Below are 22,270 nucleotides of genomic sequence, written 5' to 3' on the forward strand. Positions count from 1 at the left end.
ATCATCGCCTGGCCGGCAGACTTCAACCTTTACAACCATTGTGGCTGTTGCTGGCCCTGGCCAGTTTATGCTGGCTCGGTTATTTATTGTTGCTGGCTCCTGCTCCGGTTAGTCAGCGCTGGCAACTGACGGCACTGGTTACTTTTGCTTTGCTGCTGAATATCATGTTATTAACGCTGTTATTTGCTCAAAAGCCCGCCTCTGTAAATGATACTGACTTGTGGAGCCGGTTGCGCCAACGCCTGCACGGTTTTCTGCAGTATATGCTTGCCTGGCTGGTGACGATTTTGTTTTTGATTATTCTATGGCTGTTCCTGCGTATTGCGCTGGGTATAATAGTGCCGCTAATACTCTGATGATAAAACGGGCAGCCATTTGCAACAGCTAAACCAAACTAATAATCGAGGAATATGGCGAATATTCTGCTCGGTGGTGGATAATTTTGGCGATATCGGGATTTGCTGGCGTTTGAGCCGGCAATTGGTGGCAGAGCATAATATCAGTGTTGAATTGCTGGTTGATGATCTGCATAGCTTTCAGCAAATTTGTCCGCAAATAGATCCCGGGCTTGCCAGACAATCAGTCGCTGGCGTTGAGGTAGTCTATTGGCCCGATGAAAAGTGCCCGTCGCTGAACTGGCAGCAGTTAGCGCCAGCCGTTGTGGTTATTGAAGCTTTGGCCTGCACCATTCCTGATGCTTATAAACAGCAGATGGCCAGGCAGCAGCCAGTGCCGCTGTGGCTGAACCTGGAGTACCTGTCAGCTGAGCAATGGGTTGAAGGCTGTCACGGTCTGAGCTCACCCCAGGCCCAGCCAGGATTGAACAAGTATTTCTTTTTCCCCGGTTTTAGTCAGCAAACCGGCGGTCTGCTGTATGAACAGGCACTGGCGCAAAGACTGGATGCCTTTAAGACCGATAATCAGGCTCAGCAGCGTTTCTGGCAGCAACTGGGGGTGGAAGCTGACGAATTTAAGCTGAAAATCTCCCTGTTTGCCTATAGTCACAGCCAGTTAGCCAGTTTACTGCAGCAATGGCAGCAACAACCGGGCAGGGTACTTTGTGTTATCCCCCAGGGTGAACTGGCGAATGAGCTGAGTAAGCACTATCCACTGCTATTAAGCGGTGATACAGTGCAGCTGAATCAGCTGAGCTTAAAGGTTATCCCTTTTCTGGCCCAGCCGGATTACGACTTATTACTGGCAGCGTGTCATCTGAATTTTGTGCGCGGTGAAGACTCCGTTATCCGTGCGCACTGGGCCGGTCAGCCCTTTGTCTGGCAAATCTACCGGCAGCAGGAAAGTGCGCATCTGATTAAGCTTAACGCCTTTATTGACCGATATTGTCAGCAGATGCCGGTGCAACTTGCAGCGACGGTGCAACAGTTCTATCTGGACTGGAATACTGACCAGGACCTGGCGTTAAACTGGCCGCATTTTTATGCAGTATTACCGCAACTGACAGCCTATAACCACTGTTGGCGTGAACAATTGCTGGCAAATGGAGATCTTGCCAGCAACCTCGTGCACTTTGCCAAAAAAAAATTTATAATGGCGCCCAATTTTTCCCAACAATGAAGATATTTCAACAATGATGAAAACTGCCCAAGAACTGCGCGCTGGCCAGGTAATTATGGTTGGCACCGAACCGATGGTAATTTTAAAGGCCGAATTTAACAAATCAGGTCGTAACGCTGCTGTCGTTAAAATGAAGATGAAAAACCTGCTGAATGCTCAGGGTATGGAAACAGTCTATCGTGCCGATGACAAATTTGAGCAGGTATTACTGGAAACCAAAGAGGTTACCTATTCTTATTTCTCTGATCCGATGTATGTATTTATGGATTCTGAGTACAATCAGTATGAAATTGAAGCTGAAAACATGACTGAAGCACTGAAATACCTGACAGATGGTATGGAGTGTTCTGTTGTGTTCTACAACGATCGGGCGATTTCTGTCGATTTACCTACTATTGTTGTTCGCGAAGTGGTTTACACTGAACCGGCCGCGAAAGGCGATACCACTGGTAAAGTCATGAAACCGGCGAAACTGGATACCGGCTTTGAATTAATGGTACCGGCTTTTGTTGATATTGGTGATAAGATTGAAATCGACACCCGTACTGACGAATACCGCAGTCGCGCGAAGTAATGTCGTTAGCAAATAATTACAAAGGGCGCGTAGTGCGCCTTTTGTTTTTTTTCAGCTCTATAACAGGATTGCACTGTGACCAATAATGATGTGTTACGCCGATTGCGGTATGCTTTTGAATATAATAACAGCACCATGAGTGACATTATGGCGCTGGGCGGTCAGACCCCGAGCCGTGAACAGATGATAAGCTGGCTTAGCAAAGATGATGACATTGAGTTCAGTGTGATGGCCGATAGTGAGCTGGCACAGTTTTTAAATGGACTGATTGTCTTTAAACGGGGCAGAAAAGATGGCCCGCAAGCTGAGCCTGAGCAACGGTTAAATAATAATATTATTTTCCGGAAACTAAAAATTGCTCTCGACTTTAAAGACGATGATGTGCTGGCAGTAATGGCACTGGCTGATTTTAGCTTGAGTAAACCGGAATTAAGTGCGTTTTTCCGCCGGGCTGATCATAAACATTTCCGGGTATGTCAGGATCAGGTGCTGCGTAACTTCATCAAGGGACTGCAGCTGAAATACCGTCCTGGTGCCGATGCTGAGACAGCGGAGTAAGCTGATGAGCAGTGCAGATGGTTTTAGCAATATTCAGTTACCCGCTGCTCAGATAACGCCACTGCACGCACTGCAACTTGAGCCGCTGGCTGGCCGCTACCGGGTGCTGCGCCAGGGCGTGAATGCGCTAGTTTTCGCTGGCTTTTGGTTGTTGCTACTGCTGCTGTGGTGGCAGCCCTGGTGGCCATTGCCCAGCCATTTGCAGCAGGTAATCAGGCATGCACTCTGGCTGGTTCCTGTGCTTGGGGTAGTGCGGGCCATATATTGCTGGCAGGCCGATAAACATAAGCATTTCGCCCTGCGGGAGCATGATATTAGTTACAGTGCTGGTATTTTTTTCAGGCAAATGGTTACGCAGCCGGTGGTTCGGGTGCAGCACATCGAATTAAAACAAGGTCCGCTTGAGCGTAAAGCCTCGCTGGCCCGTCTGCAGTTATTCAGCGCTGGCGGTGCTTTGCACACCTTTGAAATTCCCGGGCTTTGGTTAACCCAGGCCCAGCAAATCCGCCAGTTTGTATTGCAGCACAAGGATGCATTGCAAGATGAACAACAACAATGAGTCTGGCGCTGCATTATTATCTGAGCTGAGCCAGCCAGTCAGTCAGGCAGAGTGGCGGCGGGTGTCAGCTATCGCTATTTTATATTTTGCGGTAGCGGCACTGCGTTTTTTTGCCAGTCAGCTTGTTTACCTTATTCCGCCTGCAATATTGTTGTTTAACCGGATTAAAGATAACCCCGGTATGGCTCTGGGCATGTTATCGGCGCTACTGCTGATGATCGTGGCGGTAGCAATTTTGAAGTTTTATTATTTTCAGTACCGTTTGTCGGCAGGGACCGTAGAGATCCGCTCTGGTGTCATCAGTAAAAAATATCTTAATCTCCCCTTTAACCGGATCCAGAATATTAAACTGGAACAGCCCGTTTTTTACCGGCCAGCTGATTATGTCTGTCTGCAACTGGATACTGCCGGCTCGGTTCACCAGGAAGCCAAATTAGTTGCCCTGAGCCGGCCTTTTGCCGAAGCACTGAAGCAGCATATTCTCGATTTACGTGAGCCCGCTTCAGAGTGCCCGCAAACCACAGATTCTGTACAGCAAACAGCGGTGCTGGCTGACAGCGCAGAGCGTCTGCTAAACCAGCGCAGTCTGGCTGATTTAGTGATCCATGGTATCAGTAATAATCGGATTTGGCTGTTTTTAGGCCTGGCTGCGCCTTTTTATAATCAGGTTGCTGAACACGGGCTCGATCTGCTGTTGCAGGCGGGTATAGATTTACCGGCGTTATTTGATCCGACAGAGCAATCCTGGTTTGTAATTGGCCTGTATGCCTTATCACTGACGATGTTCATCATGTTGTTGTTTACTGTATTCTCGGTGCTGGGATCGGTGTTGACTTTTTATGGCTATACCCTGCATAAAAAGCAGGATAATTATATCCGGCGCAGTGGATTGCTGACCCGGCATGAAGTCAGTATGAGGCTCTCTCGCCTGCAGTGGGTTGCTTTAAAGCGCGATTGGCTGGATATGCTGCTTGGCCGGGTTAATCTGAGCTTGGCGCAAATTAATGGTCAGCAGCAAGTTAACGCTGAGCAGCGAATTATGGTGCCCTCCGTTACGCTGGCAGAAGCGCGGAACCTGCTCAATGATGCCTGTGCGGATAATCATTTAAACCAAATTACATTTAACCGGATCAGCCGGCGTTTTATCTGGCGCTGTGTCTTATTGTACTGGCTGCCCGTTGCCGTGATTATGCCGCTGCTGCTCTGGACACAGCAGCACCTGCTGTTGGCGTGGTTATCGGTGATACCACTGACATTCTGGGCTGTGCTGATTGTTATGCGCTGGTACCGCTACGGTATTGCTCAGGACGAACAGTATTGTTATGTGCGCCGGGGTTACTTCGGAGTCGATTACTACTGTTTCGCTAACTACAAGTTACAGCAGGTTGTGTTTAAGCAAAGCTGGTTAATGCGCCGGGCGGGTTTATGTTCAGTTAAATTGGTGATGGCCTCCGGTGTGCTGGAAATTCCGTTTCTGAATGATATTACCGGCAGAACGTTGCTGGAGCGGGGGCTCTATCAGCTGCAGCGGAGTAAAAAGGCCTGGATGTAAGCCGAACAGTTTTTCTGACTTTCAGCTCAACGGCTTTGTAACTGTAAGTCGGCCAGCGTAATATCGGCGTGACTATGTTTCAGCTGGCTTAACAGCAGTAAGGCACAACTGTAAGCATCGGCAAGGGCATGATGCTGGTTACTTTGCGGAAGTTTATGACGCTGCAGACACTGATGCAGCCGCAGGGCATCTTTTTTCATAACAATGCCCTGTTTTTGCATCCGGTACAATTCGATATTCAGGGTGTCAATAAAACTGAATTTTGCAGCTTTACCAAAAATACGCTGACTGGCCACCGTTAAAAAACGGCAATCAAGCTGGCAGTGATGTGCAACAAAAATATAGCCGGCATAATGTTGCAGCAATTCGGTTAATACCTCTGTCAGGTCGTGTGCCTGGTCAAAATCCTTATCATGCAGGCCGTGAAATGTCGCACTCTGGCCTACACTGACCGGGGCTTGCACCAGATAATGACGGGCTTCATTTAAAATAACTTCATGTTGGCGTATTGGCAGCCACCCCAGGCTGACAATGTGATCCTGTTTTGCATTTAAGCCAGTCATTTCCAAATCAATCACCAGGAACGGACAGTCGGCCGCCCGGGTCGCTGAGCCAGGTAGCGATGTCTGATTAAAAGCCTGCACGATATGGCTAAGCGGGGTGGTTCTATCGGATAGCCATGCCAGCATATTATAAATCCCGGCAGAACCGGTGTTTTAATGATGACTGTGCATCATTAATCACCGTCAGGCTGTCTTTAAGCTGATGCCGCTGCAGACCCGATAAGACATTGGGATCCAGAAGATTGGTAACGTCATGCCCCTGAATTAGATCATGCTGATGTTTGTCCCAGCGGAGCTGGGCCAGCATATCGAAGGCATCAGATAAGTTCTGAGTGTCTTTGCTGTCCATAACACCCCTGTTGGCAAGTTGCATCAGTCGTTGCCGGGTGTTAACGTCACTGATGCCGGCTGATAACGCGTAGACTCTGACAATATCGGTAATTAAACTTATGCCGCGTTTTTTTAAATCCAGGCCTTTTTTCTGCTTGCCATCATGCTCCAGAATAAAATTACGCAAAAAACTGAGCGGCGCAGTACGTTGTAATGCGGTTTGTGCCAGATGATACAAAAATAACGCGTTATCCCGCGTTCTGGCCAGGATATCCTGCTGCAGTGCATTAAACAAACCCCGGCTACCTTCAATCAGCCGCAAATCAAAAAAGATACTCGCTTTTAATAAAGCCTCGGGAGTAGGGCTGGTCACCCACTTACCGAATTGGCCTGACCATCCTTTTAAGCTCAATCTCAGCGCCGGGTTTGAAGCCATGATATTGCCCGGGCACAGGGTAATGCCGCAGCGGGCTAACCCCTGACAGACGAAGTCAGCTAAAGAGGCAAAATAATTTGCCAGTTCGCCGGTTGGCTCTTTTTCAAGCAGCAACGCATTGTCCTGATCCGCATTTAGGCTCTGGTCCATCCTCCCCTGGGAGCCAAACGCCAGCCAGCTGAAGACGCACGGGGCAGCACCGAGCTCAAGCTGCGCTAATGCAATTAACCGTTGAGTCAGGGCATCAGTAATAGTGGTGATAATGTGGCCGGCTTCATGGGCCGGAACCTGCTGTTTACCCAGTGTTATCGCCAGACTGCTGATTTGAGTGGCACATTGCTCCAGGCCATCAATGCTGGTCTGTCGGTGAATTTCACCGATAAGGTACACCGGGTGATCCTGCTGTGAGCGGATAATATCAGTGGCAGTAATCATCGAATAACTTTTTTGTTTATCCAGCACCGGCAAATGATGAATATTGTGCCGACTCATTAGCTGTACCGCTTCAAACAAATAAGCATGTTTATCTATGGTGTGAGGTTTGGCTGTCATGACCTGTTGTACCGGTGTCTGTGCCGGCAGACCGACGGCCAGCACTCTGCTGCGTAAGTCACGGTCAGTAATAATACCTATCAGTTTGTCATCGTGTTCAACCAGCAGCGATGATACCCTTTTTTCAGTCATCAGGCTGGCAGCCTGCTGGACACTTTGTTCACTGTCTATGGCAATCTTCCGGGCATGAACAATATCACTGACTTTGAGGGTAAAGCGTGTGTTTTGTTGTTGTGCTTTATACTGATGCAAACGTCGGCTGAATAAACGCTGAAAAAAAATATCTATATTTTTATATTGATAGCGTAACTGATGAAATGCATCGGCAGTTAACCAATAAACCAGACCGTCTTCTTCACAGACCAGACTGTCATTGTCACTCAGTCCGGTTAATAACAGCTGATAACCGTAGAAGTCACCTTGCTCAAGTTTGGTTAACAGGGTCTGCTGGTCACTGTACAAGGCAAAAATTCCGGTACGAATAATCATCAACCGCGCAGCGCTTAATTGCACCGTTTCACCCTGTTGACAGTAATAAACCGAAATACTGGCGGCCAGCTGACTCAGCTGATCAGGATCAAGCTGGTCAAAGGGGGTGGTCTGTGCTAAAAAATTTGTAACCTCAGCGACTTCCATATTACCTCAGTGGCTTCACCTGCTTTCAGCTCGTTTGACGTTGACACAACGCCACCAATAAAGGGTCATTGTCATCCAGTTTCTGCCAGGCCGGGCTGACAGCCTCACCTGGTGCCGGGATTTGCAAGTTTTCGGTAAAATCTGTTCTGGCCTGCTGTTGGCAATGTACCACCTGTGGCACCCGTTTTGCCGCTAACCGTCGTTCGAATAAGTACAGATCAACCAGCCAGACAGCGTTATTGCGCTGATTAGCAGCGGCATTGCCAATATCTGCAGCAATAAAACGTAATGTCTGCGGGTAAATATAGCTCCAGGGGCGCCAAAATGCCCGCTGTTCAACTGTTCTTATGACGACAACGCCCGCGGGCAAACGTCCTGCCTGATGCTGATACCAGTTATATTCACTTTGCACCTGAAAGCTGAGCATACCCAGGCCGGCAAATACCGGAATAAGCCAGCGCGGTGCTTTTTTTCTGCTGATAAAGCGAATGGCCAGGGCGATACCCGCAGCACCCAGACCGGCAAATATTGTCGCGATTAATTCCCATAACATAGGGTCGTTCCTGCTGATTGGTTCGCTTAAATAAGGCGGGCTTTCAACAGAAAGCCCGCAACGACTATATCATAGTGTATCGGCTAACAGAGCTTAGTGATCTATTGCCTGGCCGGCGCCTCTTGGGAAGCGGACGCTTTCGACCAACTCCTGGATCCGCACCGGCGGTGGTGCAGTCACGGCTGAGACAGCAAAGGCCACAGCAAAGTTAATCATGGCACCCACTGCCCCAAAAGACAGCGGTGAAATACCATAACCTGTGCCACCAAATAACCAGTTTTGCGGGATATTTTCAAAGGTAGCCGTGCCGGGAATAAAGAACCAGCCCAGATACAGGAAAATATACACACAGGTTGAAATTAAACCTGCCAGCATGCCGCTGATTGCGCCAACATTATTCACCCGTTTTGAGAATATCCCCATCATCAGTGCCGGGAATATTGATGCAGCGGCAATACCAAAGGCCAGGGCAACCGTTTGAGCGGCAAAGCCGGGCGGATTCATGCCAAGCCAGGTTGCAACAACAATGGCTACCCCCATTGAAATACGGGCCGCCAGCAGCTCGCCTTTCTCACTGATATCCGGTTTGATAGACCCTTTGATTAAGTCGTGACTGATCGCAGATGAAATAGCCAGCAGCAAACCGGCTGCTGTTGATAACGCTGCAGCCAGACCGCCGGCAGCAATTAAACCAATTACCCAGCCAGGTAAGTTGGCTATCTCCGGGTTTGCCAGCACCAGAATATCATTGTTAACGATCAGCTCATTACCATTCCAGCCGCGTTCAGCCGCAGTATCAGCAAATGCTGGCGTATCGTTATACAACTGAATACGACCATCATTGTTCTTATCGTTATACTGAATTAAGCCAGTGGTTTCCCAGGTTTTCATCCAGTCTGGCCGTTCTGAATACTCAATGGCTTGTGCGGTGGGGCCGTCCGGATAAATGGTGGTCAGCAGGTTTAAGCGCGCCATTGAGGCAACAGCAGGGGCAGTTAAATACAGCAGCGCGATAAATACCAGGGCCCAACCGGCAGACCAGCGGGCATCGGCCACTTTTGGCACGGTGAAAAAGCGGATAATCACATGCGGTAAACCCGCAGTACCGATCATCAGCGACAAGGTAAACAATACCATGTTTAACTTATTGTCGACATCGGCAGTGTAATCGCGAAAACCCAGTTCGCTGACAACCTGATCTAATTTAGCCAGCAATGGCATACCTGACTCTGTATGTTCTGAAAATAAGCCGATCGGTGGCAAAAACGTATCGGTAAGCTGCAGTGAAATAAATACCGCAGGAATAGTGTAAGCGATAATCAAAACCACATACTGCGCCACCTGAGTATAGGTTATTCCTTTCATGCCACCCATTACCGCATACAGAAACACGACGACCGCGGCAATGATCAGCCCCCAGTCGCTACTGACTTCCAGAAAGCGGGAAAATGCGACACCGGCGCCGGTCATCTGGCCGATAACATAGGTAACAGACGCAATAATAAGACACGCCACTGCTACCAGCCGGGCTCCGGTGCTGTAGAAACGATCTCCGATAAAATCGGGTACCGTAAATTTACCGAATTTACGCAGATAGGGTGCCAGTAGCATCGCCAGCAGCACATAGCCACCGGTCCAGCCCATTAAAAAGGTGGAATTAGCATAACCACCGGCAGCAATTAAGCCGGCCATTGAAATAAAAGAGGCTGCTGACATCCAGTCGGCAGCCGTTGCCATACCATTCATCACCGGGTTAACACCGCCGCCTGCAACATAAAACTCTTTCGTGCTGCCGGCCCGCGCCCAGATAGCGATTGCGATATAGAGGGCGAAGGAGCCGCCGACAAATATCAGGTTTATTGCAAATTGACTCATCCTGCTTACTCCTCGTCTACGCCAAATTCCTTATCGAGCTTGTTCATTCTCCAGGCATAGAAGAAGATCAACGCGATAAACGTTAGAATTGAACCCTGTTGCGCAAACCAGAAACCCAGGTCTGTGCCTCCCACCGGTATGCCTGCCAGCCAGGGCCGTAGTAAAATGCCAAAGCCATAGGACACCAGCGCCCATATCACCAAGCAGCCGACGATCAAGCGAAGGTTCGCTTGCCAGTAGGCCCTGGCGTTGTTTGTATGGTCCGCCATCATATTTCTCCTTTAGTTATTTTTATCGAGCCTTGTTAATCTAGCAGTAGTTACCGCAGGCGCCAGCCCGACTTTAGTCGAAGAACAGGGTGCAAAGATTGACAGCGGACAATGTGCAGCTCAAAGTATTGCCATGCAGATAGCAGGAGAAAGCAGTGACGGCATGGACTGTTGCCTTATTGGCGCTGATTTACGTTGGAGGATTGTTCTGGATTGCCAACTGGGGCGAACGCCATGCCGACGACCGGCTTATCCGAAAGTATGGTGGGTTGATATATAGTCTGGCGCTGGCGGTGTACTGCACCTCCTGGACTTACTATGGTGCAGTAGGCACCGCTGTCACCCTTGGCTGGGATTACATTCCGATTTACCTTGGGCCAATATTGCTGTTTCTTTTTGGCCAGCCATTTTTATTTAAGCTGCTTTATGTTTCTAAAAAACAAAATGTCACGTCAGTCGCCGACTTTATTTCCGCAAGGTATGGTAAGCGTAAAAACATTGCGATGTTCTCGGCCATAATCTGTCTTATTGTGGTTGTCCCCTATATATCACTGCAGTTAAAAGCCGTTGCCAGTTCTTATCAGGTGCTGCTGGGCGGAGATTTCTCTGATATCAGCGGTAACTGGTATCAGGACAGTGCCTTACTCAGTGCCATTGCGATGGCGTTTTTTGCCATTTTATTTGGCACCCGGAAGCTGCATTTAACTGAGCAAAACCGTGGCATTATGGTGGCAATAGCCTTTGAATCTGTCGTTAAACTGTTTGCCTTACTTACCCTGGCTATTGCGGTTTATGTTTTTATTCTGGATAAAGATCAACATGTTTTAAGCACGTTTGCTGCTCACGCCAGCAAGCAGCAGGCCAATTACAGTACGTCTGGCATGGTGGAGTTTGTCACTAAAACCCTGCTGGCTATGGCAGCGGTATTTTTATTACCCCGGCAGTTTCACGTCGCTTTTGTCGAAAATGTGTCACATCACCACTTGCGGCAGGCCAGACGCTGGTTCTCAGGTTATCTGCTACTGGTCACACTGGTGGTGGTGCCGCTTGCAGTAGCAGGCATGCAGATGTTTCCCACCATGCTGGCGCAAGCCGATAGCTTTGTCTTACTTATTCCCGCCCAGTCAGGCTGGAGCAGTTTAAGTGTGCTGGTATTTATTGGGGGATTTTCTGCAGCAACCTCCATGATAATCATTGCCACACTGGCGTTAAGTACTATGATCAGTAACGATGTAGTGATGCCAAGCCTGCTGCAGTCGAACCGGTACAAAAGTATGCCCCACGATTACAGTTTACTGATCCTGCTGGTACGTCGGGCCATGATAATGCTGGTAATGGGATCGTCCTATTTTTACTATCAGATTTTCGCCCGCAATTATGAGCTGGCCGAAACCGGCCTGCTGGCTTTTGCCCTGGCTATTCAACTGGCACCGGCGGTGCTCGGTGGGCTGTACTGGCGCCGTGGCAACGCCTGGGGGGTATATGCCGGCTTAAGTCTGGGCCTGGTGCTATGGTTTTATACCCTGATGTTGCCGCAACTGGTCAATGCCGGGGTGATTAACAGCGATATAATGCAACAGGGTTTGCTGGGTATATCCTGGCTTTCTCCTACCGGTATGTTTGGCATCGTCCTCGATAGCCTCAGTCATGGGGTGTTGCTATCGCTTGGCTTTAATATTCTGGCTTATATTATCGTTTCAATGCTTAGCAATGTTAACTTGCAGGATCGTTTGCAAGCGGTGGCTTTTGTTAAGCCCAACCTGCCGGTAGACCATCAGGATACGCCTGCCCGCCGGATCCGTATTCATAATGCCGATTTAAAAATATTACTGGAGCGGTTTGTTGGTAGCAGCCGGGCAATCGAATGCCTGGCAGAATTTGGCCGTAAACATAAAATCAGCCTGCAACTGGATGATTTGCCAAGCGTCGGTCTGGTCGAGCATGTTGAACGTGAACTGGCCGGGGTGATTGGTGCCTCGTCGGCCTCTGCTATGGTTAATGCTGTACTGGAAGGTCGCCAGCTCGGGTTTGAGGATGTGGTCACCCTGTTTGATGATACTACTCAGGCTATTCAGTTTTCCCGCAAAATTTTGTTTTCAACGCTGGAGCATTTAAGCCAGGGCGTCAGCGTGGTTGACCGGGAGCTGAAACTGGTTGCCTGGAACCGGGCCTACCTTGAGATGTTCAGCTACCCTGAGGGCATGGTAAGGGTTGGCCGGCCTGTGGCAGATATTGTCAGACTAAATGCCGAGCGGGGGCTTTGCGGGCCGGGTGATCCGGACGAGCACGTGGAAAAACGCATTGCCCATATGCAAAAAGGCACCGCGCATGTATTCCAGCGGGTAAGGCCTGATGGCCGGGTAATAGAAATGCGCGGCAATCCTATTCCAGGTGGCGGCTTTGTAACCAGTTTCACCGATATTTCTGAGCATGTGAAAGCAGTGCAGGCGTTGGCTGAAGCGAAACAGCATCTGGAAGCGCGGGTGCAGGAACGAACCCAGACGATCTCAGATATCAACCATGAGTTGCTGGCAGAAGTTGGCAGACGCCGCGAGACAGAGCAACAATTGTTACAGGCAAAGGCTGAAGCTGAAGCGGCTAATGCTTCGAAAACCCGTTTTCTGGCGCTGGCCAGCCACGATATCCTGCAGCCCTTAAACGCGGCCAGATTGTTTACGGCAGCACTGGCCGGCACCAATGAAAAACAGCAACAACTTGCTATTCTGAGCCAGCTCGATAATTCGTTAAAAGCGTCGGAAGAGCTGATATCAACCTTGCTGGAAATTGCCAAACTGGATGATGGAAAGTTGCAGCCTGATGTGCAACCGGTTGCATTGCAGGAGCTGCTGAGCCAGCTGGCTGATGAATACCGGCTGGTTGCCAGCCAGAAAGGTTTACAACTGAAAGTCCGGCTCAGCGAATACCAGGTGTTAACTGATTCAACTTATTTGCGGCGAATTTTGCAAAATCTGCTGTCAAATGCAATTAAATATACGGTAAAGGGGCGTATTTTGCTGGGATGCAGAAGACGCGGCGAACAGCTGACTATCCAGGTTTGGGATACCGGCCCCGGCATTTCTGCTTATGATTTGGAGCGGATCTTTGAAGATTTTTACCGGATAGACGCCACGGCAAAAGGGCAGCAGGGGGTGGGTCTGGGCTTGGGCGTGGTGCACCGCATGGCAAAATTATTGGGCCATTCGCTTCAGGTGCGTTCCTGGCCGGGGCAGGGCAGCTTATTCAGCATTACCTTGCCCCTGGCGTCACGGCAGCAACGCACTTTGTTACCGCTACCCGGCCAGCAGGTGCAACGTCCGCTGCCCGGACTGACAGTGGTATGTATCGATGATGATGCCGCTAATCTGGCAGCGTTAAAGGTACTGCTGGAGCAGTGGCAAATCGCCGAGGTAAATTGTTTTTATGACGAGCAGGCGCTGCTCAGTTACGCCCGCCAGGCAGCCGCGCCGGATGTGATGTTAATTGATTATCAGCTGGGGCAGCATACCAATGGCCTGGCGCTGTATCAGCAGATAAAATCGTTATGGGGAGATGTCGGTGGTATTCTGGTGTCGGCGGCACCCCAGGCAGATTTAGCTGCCCGGGCTAAAGCAGCAGGCTTAATGTATCTGGCTAAACCGATTAAACCCGGCGCCCTCAGAGCCAGCCTGAATCATTTTAAAATGCTTAAACGCACTAAGCAGCTGGCAGACAGTGACTAGCCGGTAATGTCTTAGTTTCAGCTGGTTACTGCCGCGGTTGCAGCAGGTCAGTGTTGTTGAGCCAGTGCCCGATCTACCGGCGGCTCTAACGTCAGGCGTTGTGCCTGTATTACCACCTGGGTTCGGTTAGTACAGCCGAGCTTGCGGAAAATCGCCGTTATATGGGCTTTGACCGTGGCCTCTGAAATATGCAGGTCGTAGGCAATTTGCTTGTTCAACCAGCCTTCGGTTAAATAATACAATACTTTATATTGCTGCTGAGTAAGCTGAGCCACTTTGGCAGCTAAATCTAAATCCTCGCCGGCACCTTGCTCCTGAAAAACGGATTTTTGTAAATTCGCCGGTACCCAGAGTTCACCTGCTAACACGGCATTTAAGGCAGTGCTGATATCCAGCGGATTAGCTGACTTAGGGATATAAGCTGACGCACCAAAGGCAATAACCCGCCGGATAACATCCAGGTCTTCACTGGCAGATATTACCACTATCGGCAGGCTCGGGTAATTTTTGCGCAATTGAATCAGGCCCAGAAAACCACAGTTGCCGGGCATATGTAAATCCAGTAACAGCAAATCAGTGTCAGGATGTTGCTCCAATGCAGTGCAGGTGGTATCAAAACTGTCTGTTTCGATCGTCGCCTTCGTGACAAAGGTACTGCTTATCGCATTAATCAGGGCATTGCGAAATAACGGGTGGTCGTCAGCAACAATAAGCTTTGCCATATAAATCCTCCGGTAAGCTCCAGAATTGTAATTATTATAAAGGCCGCAATAGCGGCCTTTTTTGCTGCAACTGGAACAACGCAAACTTACGTTGCTTTTGCCTTACTTACGATTTAAACGGTTATTTACTAAAATTTCAACTACTGACGGATCAGCAAGGGTAGAAATATCACCTAACTGGTCATGTTCGTTCGCGGCAATTTTACGCAGTATCCGACGCATTATCTTGCCCGAGCGGGTTTTTGGTAAGCCTGCAGGCGCCCACTGCACTAAATCCGGTGTCGCAATCGGAGAGATTTCTTCCCGCACCCAGGCCCGGATAGCCTTAGTCAGTTCATCGCTGGGTTCGACACCCACCCGCGGCGTGACATAAACATAAATTCCCTGGCCTTTAATATCGTGCGGATAGCCAACCACGGCAGCTTCAGCGATAGCATCGTGGGCGACCAGGCAGCTTTCAATTTCAGCGGTTCCGAGCCGGTGACCGGAAATATTCAGCACATCATCCACCCGGCCGGTCAGCCAGTAATAACCATCTTCATCACGCCTTGCCCCATCGCCGGTAAAATACATGCCAGCATAGGTACTGAAATAGGTTTGTTCAAAGCGGTCATGATCACCGTATAAGGTGCGCATTTGCCCCGGCCAGCTATCAAGGATCACCAGGTTACCGGCGGCGACGCCATCAAGTTGTTTGCCTTCATTATCGACAATCGCGGGCTTTACACCAAAAAAAGGCCGGGTAGCTGATCCGGGTTTTAATGCCGTTGCTCCGGGCAGCGGCGTGATAAGAATGCCACCGGTTTCGGTTTGCCACCAGGTATCGACAATAGGACACTGGCCGGAGCCGATTTTTTCGTAATACCAGTTCCACGCTTCCGGATTGATTGGCTCGCCAACGCTACCGAGAATTTTCAGTGAGCTTAAATCAGCACCGGCTACCGGCGTATCCCCATGGGCCATCAGGGCACGGATGGCGGTAGGGGCAGTGTACAGAATATTCACTTTATACTTGTCAACAATCTGGGCAATACGTTTTACACTCGGATAAGTTGGCACGCCCTCAAACATCACGCTGCTGGCACCATTAGCCAGCGGACCATAAATAATATAGCTATGACCGGTGACCCAGCCTACGTCGGCGGCACACCAGTAAATATCACCATCGTGATAATCAAACACATACTGATGGGTCATCGCGGCATATACCAGATAACCGCCGGTCGTGTGCAGCACACCTTTAGGTTTGCCGGTTGAACCTGAGGTATACAGAATAAATAACGGATCTTCTGCATTCATCGGCTCTGGTTCACAGCGTTTACTTTGACTCGCAACCAGCTCGTGGTACCAGACATCACGACCGGGATGAAAATCAACATTTTTGCCCACATGCTTCACGACAATAACATGTTGCACCGGACTTTTTTCACCCAGATGGCCAAGTGCGGCATCGGTATTATCTTTCAGCTGGGTTGTTCTGTTACCGCGCAGGGCCTGATCCGACGTTATTACCAATTTGGAATCACAGTCGACGATTCTGCTGCCCAGAGCATCGGGCGAAAATCCGGCAAATACCACTGAGTGGACAGCGCCGATGCGGGCACAAGCCAGCAGAGCAACCGCGGCTTCAGGGATCATCGGCAGATATATTGTTACCCGATCACCCTTTTTAATGCCCAGTGATTTCATACCGTTGGCCAGGGCACATACCTGATCATACAGTTGCTGATAGGTCACTGTTTTCTGAACACCCGGCTCATCACCTTCCCAGTAAAATGCCACCTGATCAGCGCGGCTCGCCAGGTGACGGTCAAGGCAGTTATAACTGGCGTTAAGGGTGCCATCACTGTACCAGTTGACTTTAACCTTACCTAATTCAAAGCTGGTGTCTTTGATTTTGCTGTATGGCGTGATCCAGTCAAGTCGCTTACCCTGCTCAGCCCAGAATTTTTCAGGTTGTTCGACCGACTGACGGTACATCTGCTGATAAATATCATCTGTGATATGTGTTCTGGCTTTGGCCGTTGCACTCACCGGATAAAGGCCTGGATGTGACATAGTTTCCCCTGTGGATCTGCAATATAGAGTTATTTAAAACAGGTTACTTTCTAACGAATTGAGACGGCCAATGAAATTAGACCATAGTCTAGCTAAGCTTTCGGATTAGCGCTAACTGCGACTAAAGGCTAATTGCGAACTTAATGACTGTCACCCAAAGTTGTATCGTCAAAATCCAGATAATGCAAACCAGATGTTATTACAATAATAAAGATGGAGAACTTCAGATGAGACAGAAAAAGACCTTAAGCGTCCTGAGCGGTGCAATAGCACTGGCGTTGTCAGCGGCCAGCGTACAGGCAAATGGCTTTAATATTGGTGACACTGATGTGACTTTCGGCGGTTACGTTAAACTTGACGCAATGTACACTGACAGTTCTGATGGTCAGATAGCCACGGGTATTGGCAGAGACTTTTATATTCCCAGTCTGACACCGGTAGGCGGTGCTGATGAGGGCGGAACTTTTGATTTCCATGCCCGCCAGTCCCGCTTCTTTTTTAAGACTAATACTAAACTTGATAATGGTAAAACCCTTGGTGGCCATATTGAACTAGATTTTATGGCGACATCAGGCGGGGATGAGCGGATCACCAACAGTTATTCACCACGGTTACGTCAAGCCTTTATCACTTACGATGGCTGGTTGTTTGGCCAGACCTGGTCAACCTTTATGGATTTGAACGCCTTGCCGGATACGCTGGATTTTATCGGTAATACCGATGCCATGCCGTTTGTCCGCCAGGCCCAAATTCGCTATACCAGTGGCAACTTTCAGATTGCTATCGAAAACCCGGAAACTACAGTGACTCCTTTTGGCGGTGGTGCCCGGATCACTACAGATGATAATGCCACACCGGATCTGGTGTTTAAATATGCTCAGAAAACGCAGTGGGGTAGCTGGTCAGTCTCTGCGCTGGTGCGCCAGCTTGCTTATGAAACGGCCACCATTGACACCACTACTTCTGCGTTTGGTTTAAGTGCGACTGCCAAAATTATGCTGGCCAATAACAACGATATCAGAATGACAGCAACAACAGGCTCCGGTGTGGGCCGCTATATCGGTTTAAACACGGCCAATGGCGGGGTGCTGGATGCCAATAATGAACTTGAAGCTATCGATTCAAGTGCGTTTGCTATTGCATATCGCCACAACTGGAACAGTCAGTGGCGCAGTAACCTGGTTTATTCCGTATTAAGTGTTGATAATGATCTCGGTTTAACCGGTGCCGGCGTGACTAAAACCACCAGTAGCTGGACCACCAACCTGATATATCAGGCAGCAAAAAAACTGATGTTTGGTGTTGAGTATAAACTGGCTAACAGGGAAGCAGAGTCGGGGCTCGATGGCGATATGCACCGCTTACAATTCAGCGCCAAATACGATTTTTAAATAAAAGAAACCAGCATTATGCTGGTTTCTATACTAAGGCTCAATGTTAAATAAGCCCCCGGAGCGGGGGCTTATTTTATTCTGCTTTTTCTGGCTTAGTCATCGGTGCGCTGGCTGCTTGTCTGGCAAACGCTGAACCGGCGGGCCGGCTCGAGCTGCTGACAGCCGGGCGCTCAGCAGCAGGGGCTGCAACCGGTTCATTCTGCTGAGCAGACTCAACCGTCGCCGTCTCTGGTTTAGCCATATCTGCCACGACCATATTACCAAACCGACTGGCGGGTTTGGCTGGCGCGGCAGCGCTGCTTACCGGTTTCGGTTCTGCCTTCGGCGTTACCGGCTGTGCAGCGGGTTTAACCGCTTTCTCTGTTGCTGCAGTCTCAGCGGGTGCGGCAGCTTCAACAACTTCTGCTGGTGCCAGGTTCAGCTCTGACTGCTCAGGTGCCTTGGTTTGTTCCTGTGCTACCGGTGCAGCCGCCTCAGCGGCTTCTGCACTGCTTGCGGTTTCCGCCGTTTTGCGTTTGGCACGGGGACGACCCGGTTTCGCTTTTGGCTTGGCAGGCGTGGCTGTGCTGTCGTTGTTTTTAGCAACGGCAGACGTTGCGTCATTCGACTGCTCAGTTAAGTCAGCGGATCCGGCGTCTGCATCCGGCGCGGGTGTTGTGGCTTGTACTGTGACTTCAGGCTTCTCGCTGATTGTCGTTTCAGTGCTATCCTCGTCCGGCTTTGCATCGTCACCGGCTGTTGCAGTATCACTGGCACTCTGGGCCAAAGATGCTTCAGCGGCGTCTTCCTGCTGGTCCTTTTTACGTTTCTGACCAGCTGCCCTTAAATGACGCGGAGAACGTCGGCTGCGGCTGCGAGGTTCAGAGGTGTCTTCTGCCTGCTCGCTGTCAGCCTTATCCTCCGTCGCACTCTGGCCTTGCGGCTGCTGAGGCGTTACGCCGCTATCTGGCGTTTCCGCTTGCTTATTATCTGACCGGGCCTGGTCAATTTCTGGGCTTTCTGACGCTGGATTTGCTGAGTGTTCTGCGACGGGCGTCACCGCAGCGCCCAGCATTTTCTCTTCAGATTGTGCAGCCAGAATCTGTTGGTCTGCCGTCGATTGTTCCGCTGCCGGCGAATCTTTTGCCGCAGCGGCATTATCTACAGGCTGACTCAGGCGCACAGATTTACGCATATTGCGCCGCTGCCGCCGCTCTGCGGCAACACTGCGCTCTTTAGGCTCATCAGCAGATTCAGTAACGGAAGTGTCTGCTACCCGTTCAGCTTGCGGTTTGCGGCTGTCCTGCTGACGACTGCGATCCTGTGCCGGGCGGGCAGGCCGCTCCTGTTTTGCTGGTGCATTACTAACACTGTTGCTGGTATCGTCTTTATCTGCAGCACGCTCTGTCTGGTCAGGACGACGGCGCTTATTATTGCGCCGGCGATTGTTGTCATTCTTTCCTTCCGGGCGGCTACTATCACGTGCTGCATCCCCTCTGCTGCGGCTGTCATCCCGGCTGGGCTTAAGCTGCTCTTTGTGCGCAGTATGCTGGCTGCTTGGGGTTTTGCTGTGTTCAGTTTTTGGTTCGCTACCGGTAATTAACCCTTTGAACCATTTACTTAGCTTACTGAATAAATCAGGCCCGGCAGCGGCAACCGGTGCAGCTGCTCCCACTGCCGGAGCAGAGCGGGCCGGGGCTGACTGGGCGATATTAATAGCCGATACTGCCGGTTTTTCTTTTATCACTTCCACCGCTGGCTGGTACGGTTTACTGATCACCTCTGGTGCCTTCACCATGTTGTAGCTGACATCATCCAGTTCTTCATCTATCCGGATGCGGCTCACTTCATAGTGTGGAGTTTCCAGATGTTCATTAGGAATAACAAATATCTGGATGCCATTGCGTTTTTCAATGCGCCGTACCGACTCCCGTTTTTCGTTCATCAGGTAGGTTGCTACTGAAATAGGCACCTGCGCATGGATCTGGCTGGTGTTATCTTTAATGGCCTCTTCTTCAATAAGCCGCAGAATAGATAACGCAGAGCTTTCGGTACCCCGGATGGTACCGCGGCCATGACAGCGCGGGCAGACATGACCGGCAGATTCTCCCAGTGACGGGCGCAACCGTTGCCGTGACATCTCCAACAGACCAAAGCGGGAAATCCGGCCAATTTGCACCCGGGCACGGTCGTGCTTAACGGCATCTTTTAACCGGTTTTCAACTTCCCGCTGGTGCCGAACCGGGGTCATATCGATAAAATCGATAACAATCAAGCCGCCCAAATCGCGTAAACGAAGCTGACGGGCTATTTCATCAGCCGCTTCGAGGTTGGTATTAAAAGCGGTTTCTTCAATATCGCCGCCTTTGGTGGCCTTTGACGAGTTAATATCTATCGCAGTAAGTGCTTCGGTTCCATCAATAACAATGGAGCCGCCTGAGGGCAAGCGCACTTCCCGGCGGAATGCCGTTTCAATCTGGGTTTCAATCTGGTAATGCATAAACAACGGTACTTCGCCGTCATACATTTTTACCCGGTGGGCAAAGTCAGGCCGGAACTGTTGAATATAGACTTTGGCTTCTTCAAAAATTTTCGGGTTATCAATCAGAATTTCGCCAACATCGCGGCGCAGGTAATCGCGGATGGCGCGAAATACCACGTTGCTTTCCTGATGAATTAAAAACGGCGACGGCCGTTTTGCGGCTTCTTCAGTAATGGCAGACCAGTGCTTAAGCAGGGCTTTTAAATCGTAGTCCAGTTCTTCATAAGATTTACCGACACCGGCGGTACGAACTATCAGTCCCATGCCATCCGGCATATCTAACTGCCCCAGTGAGTCTTTCAGATCCTGACGCTCATCGCCTTCTATGCGGCGGGAAATACCACCAGCCCGCGGGTTATTCGGCATTAGCACCAGGTAAGAGCCGGCCAGACTAATAAAGGTCGTTAACGCCGCGCCTTTCTGGCCACGTTCTTCCTTATCAATCTGAATAATCACTTCCTGACCTTCTTTAACGACCTCTTTAATATTGGGTCGGCCATCGAAGCTGTAACCTTTCGGGAAATATTCGCGGGAAATTTCTTTCAGTGGTAAAAAACCATGACGATCGGCACCATAATCAACAAATGCCGCTTCCAAACTGGGTTCAACCCGGGTGATTTTACCTTTATAAATATTCGCTTTTTTCTGTTCATGACCCGGGCTTTCTATATCCAGATCGTAAAGTTTTTGGCCATCGACCAAAGCAACGCGGATTTCTTCTTCCTGCGTTGCATTAATTAGCATTCTTTTCATTGTTGGGTGACTCATTTATGCAGCCACAACGCAACCTTACCGGGCACCTGGGTGTTCAGATGTTATCAGGCATCAAAAATGCAATCTCCCGACTGGGATACCTGAGGGAACCAAATTGTCACTATTTACAGTATAGTCAGCTGTTTTCGTTTGAATCTGAAACACACCGCCGTTTGGGCGTTGCGTTATAGCAAATTATTCTTGTTGCTCAGGTTACCGGAAACTGTGTTTTGCCGTTGTTGGTAACAGATTACGCAACATTACCTCAGGCAAAAGGCGTTATTTAAACGCCGGGGCTATAAAAAACGTTGGTTTTCACCACGATTTCGGTATGATCACATCCCCTGACGGTGCCGCACAATTTCTCTTATGTCACCTTAAGCGCCCTAATTGCCACATTTTGGCATAATTAGCCGGGTGATTATCCCACTAATGTGCATCGGATAGCAACTTAAAAGTAATTTTAGCAGAGTATTTAAAGCACATGACGGATGAAATCAAATTGCCGATACAACTGATTGAAATAGAAGATGATTTTATCGGTCAGCGAATAGACAATTTTTTGCTTGCACGGCTGCGGGGTGTACCAAAAAGTGTTATTTACCGTGTTTTGCGAAAAGGCGAGGTACGAGTTAATAAAAAGCGGGTCAAACCTGAGTACAAGCTGCAGTCTGCTGATGTTGTCCGGGTGCCGCCATTAACGGTTGCCGCTGAGCCGGATCGGATATCCGTTAAGTTCAGTCTGGTCAGTGAGCTGGAAAGCCATATTCTGTTTGAAGATAACGACCTGATTGTCCTGAATAAACCCTCTGGTATGGCGGTTCATGGTGGTAGCGGTCTGCAGTTCGGCGTGATTGAGGCGATGCGGGCGCTGCGGCCTCAGGCCAAAATGCTGGAGCTGGTGCACCGGCTGGACCGTGACACATCCGGCTGCTTACTGATCGCTAAAAAACGCTCAGTGCTGACGCATTTGCATGCTCAGCTGCGGGATAAAACGGTTGAAAAGAAATACTGGGCACTGGTCAGTGGTGACTGGGACAATAAGGTTCGTAAAGTGACTGATGCACTGCG

17 protein-coding genes are annotated in these 22,270 nt (G+C 49.8%); 9 read left to right on the plus strand and 8 right to left on the minus strand.

Annotated features, from left to right (window positions below):
- The 6 genes from R3177_RS05070 to R3177_RS05095 form a co-directional block, all read left to right on the plus strand.
- Positions 1-356 (plus strand): hypothetical protein (locus R3177_RS05070; RefSeq protein WP_318969953.1); only part of this gene is annotated, 356 nt, incomplete at its 5' end.
- 19 nt (positions 357-375) lie between these two features.
- The gene (gene earP / locus R3177_RS05075) at positions 376-1,575 is read left to right on the plus strand and encodes an elongation factor P maturation arginine rhamnosyltransferase EarP (protein WP_318969954.1); all 1,200 of its coding nucleotides are present in this window, start codon (positions 376-378) and stop codon (positions 1,573-1,575) included.
- Positions 1,576-1,591: 16 nt separating this feature from the next.
- The gene (gene efp / locus R3177_RS05080) at positions 1,592-2,149 is read left to right on the plus strand and encodes an elongation factor P (protein WP_318969968.1); all 558 of its coding nucleotides are present in this window, start codon (positions 1,592-1,594) and stop codon (positions 2,147-2,149) included.
- 75 nt (positions 2,150-2,224) lie between these two features.
- Positions 2,225-2,707 carry a DUF1456 family protein gene (locus R3177_RS05085; RefSeq protein WP_318969955.1) on the plus strand — a complete coding sequence of 161 codons (483 nt, stop codon included), beginning with the start codon at positions 2,225-2,227 and terminating at the stop codon, positions 2,705-2,707.
- A gap of 4 nt (positions 2,708-2,711) precedes the next feature.
- Complete coding sequence (locus R3177_RS05090) at positions 2,712-3,266, plus strand: PH domain-containing protein (RefSeq protein ID WP_318969956.1); 555 nt, start codon at positions 2,712-2,714, stop codon at positions 3,264-3,266.
- Positions 3,250-4,818, plus strand: coding sequence for a PH domain-containing protein (locus R3177_RS05095; RefSeq protein ID WP_318969957.1), 1,569 nt, complete (start codon positions 3,250-3,252; stop codon positions 4,816-4,818). The genes R3177_RS05090 and R3177_RS05095 overlap by 17 nt, the downstream gene beginning before the upstream one ends.
- 26 nt (positions 4,819-4,844) lie before the next feature.
- Here R3177_RS05095 and R3177_RS05100 read toward each other — a convergent pair whose 3' ends face one another.
- From R3177_RS05100 to R3177_RS05120, 5 genes are all read right to left on the minus strand, one after another.
- A complete protein-coding gene (locus tag R3177_RS05100; RefSeq protein WP_318969958.1) occupies positions 4,845-5,507 on the minus strand; it encodes an exonuclease domain-containing protein in 663 nt (220 codons plus the stop codon).
- A gap of 1 nt (position 5,508) precedes the next feature.
- Complete coding sequence (locus tag R3177_RS05105) at positions 5,509-7,335, minus strand: DUF294 nucleotidyltransferase-like domain-containing protein (protein ID WP_318969959.1); 1,827 nt, start codon at positions 7,333-7,335, stop codon at positions 5,509-5,511.
- Between the two features lie 25 nt (positions 7,336-7,360).
- Positions 7,361-7,888 carry a hypothetical protein gene (locus tag R3177_RS05110; RefSeq protein ID WP_318969960.1) on the minus strand — a complete coding sequence of 176 codons (528 nt, stop codon included), beginning with the start codon at positions 7,886-7,888 and terminating at the stop codon, positions 7,361-7,363.
- A 93-nt stretch (positions 7,889-7,981) separates the two neighbouring features.
- Positions 7,982-9,763, minus strand: coding sequence for a sodium:solute symporter family protein (locus R3177_RS05115; protein WP_318969961.1), 1,782 nt, complete (start codon positions 9,761-9,763; stop codon positions 7,982-7,984).
- 5 nt (positions 9,764-9,768) lie between these two features.
- Entirely contained in the window at positions 9,769-10,032 is a 264-nt protein-coding gene (locus R3177_RS05120) for a DUF4212 domain-containing protein (protein WP_318969969.1), read from the minus strand.
- A gap of 155 nt (positions 10,033-10,187) precedes the next feature.
- On the opposite strand from R3177_RS05120, the gene R3177_RS05125 reads away from it, so the two are divergent.
- On the plus strand, positions 10,188-13,751 hold the full coding sequence (locus R3177_RS05125; RefSeq protein WP_318969962.1) for a PAS-domain containing protein: 3,564 nt from the start codon (positions 10,188-10,190) through the stop codon (positions 13,749-13,751).
- A 47-nt stretch (positions 13,752-13,798) separates the two neighbouring features.
- Here R3177_RS05125 and R3177_RS05130 read toward each other — a convergent pair whose 3' ends face one another.
- Together R3177_RS05130 and acs are read right to left on the minus strand one after the other, a co-directional pair.
- Entirely contained in the window at positions 13,799-14,473 is a 675-nt protein-coding gene (locus R3177_RS05130; protein WP_318969963.1) for a response regulator transcription factor, read from the minus strand.
- Positions 14,474-14,575: 102 nt separating this feature from the next.
- Entirely contained in the window at positions 14,576-16,531 is a 1,956-nt protein-coding gene (acs, locus tag R3177_RS05135) for an acetate--CoA ligase (protein ID WP_318969964.1), read from the minus strand.
- A 227-nt stretch (positions 16,532-16,758) separates the two neighbouring features.
- Between acs and R3177_RS05140 the strand changes: the two genes are divergently transcribed.
- A complete protein-coding gene (locus R3177_RS05140; protein WP_318969965.1) occupies positions 16,759-17,922 on the plus strand; it encodes a DcaP family trimeric outer membrane transporter in 1,164 nt (387 codons plus the stop codon).
- Positions 17,923-17,998: 76 nt separating this feature from the next.
- Here R3177_RS05140 and rne read toward each other — a convergent pair whose 3' ends face one another.
- Complete coding sequence (gene rne / locus R3177_RS05145; protein WP_318969966.1) at positions 17,999-21,199, minus strand: ribonuclease E; 3,201 nt, start codon at positions 21,197-21,199, stop codon at positions 17,999-18,001.
- A gap of 484 nt (positions 21,200-21,683) precedes the next feature.
- Here rne and R3177_RS05150 point away from each other — a divergent pair.
- Positions 21,684-22,270: pseudouridine synthase (locus R3177_RS05150; protein WP_318969967.1), on the plus strand; the 587-nt coding region annotated here is incomplete at its 3' end.

It is taken from the genome of Arsukibacterium sp. (assembly GCF_033722355.1).
Taxonomy (GTDB): domain Bacteria; phylum Pseudomonadota; class Gammaproteobacteria; order Enterobacterales; family Alteromonadaceae; genus Alishewanella.

Bases quoted from the DNA above. Each gene is read 5' to 3' on its own strand.
- efp (WP_318969968.1), top strand. From the start codon at position 1,592: ATGAAAACTGCCCAAGAACTGCGCGCTGGCCAGGTAATTATGGTTGGC.
- R3177_RS05090 (WP_318969956.1), top strand. From the start codon at position 2,712: ATGAGCAGTGCAGATGGTTTTAGCAATATTCAGTTACCCGCTGCTCAG.
- R3177_RS05095 (WP_318969957.1), top strand. From the start codon at position 3,250: ATGAACAACAACAATGAGTCTGGCGCTGCATTATTATCTGAGCTGAGC.
- R3177_RS05100 (WP_318969958.1), bottom strand. From the start codon at position 5,507: ATGCTGGCATGGCTATCCGATAGAACCACCCCGCTTAGCCATATCGTG.
- R3177_RS05105 (WP_318969959.1), bottom strand. From the start codon at position 7,335: ATGGAAGTCGCTGAGGTTACAAATTTTTTAGCACAGACCACCCCCTTT.
- R3177_RS05110 (WP_318969960.1), bottom strand. From the start codon at position 7,888: ATGTTATGGGAATTAATCGCGACAATATTTGCCGGTCTGGGTGCTGCG.
- R3177_RS05115 (WP_318969961.1), bottom strand. From the start codon at position 9,763: ATGAGTCAATTTGCAATAAACCTGATATTTGTCGGCGGCTCCTTCGCC.
- R3177_RS05120 (WP_318969969.1), bottom strand. From the start codon at position 10,032: ATGGCGGACCATACAAACAACGCCAGGGCCTACTGGCAAGCGAACCTT.
- R3177_RS05130 (WP_318969963.1), bottom strand. From the start codon at position 14,473: ATGGCAAAGCTTATTGTTGCTGACGACCACCCGTTATTTCGCAATGCC.
- acs (WP_318969964.1), bottom strand. From the start codon at position 16,531: ATGTCACATCCAGGCCTTTATCCGGTGAGTGCAACGGCCAAAGCCAGA.
- R3177_RS05140 (WP_318969965.1), top strand. From the start codon at position 16,759: ATGAGACAGAAAAAGACCTTAAGCGTCCTGAGCGGTGCAATAGCACTG.
- rne (WP_318969966.1), bottom strand. From the start codon at position 21,199: ATGAAAAGAATGCTAATTAATGCAACGCAGGAAGAAGAAATCCGCGTT.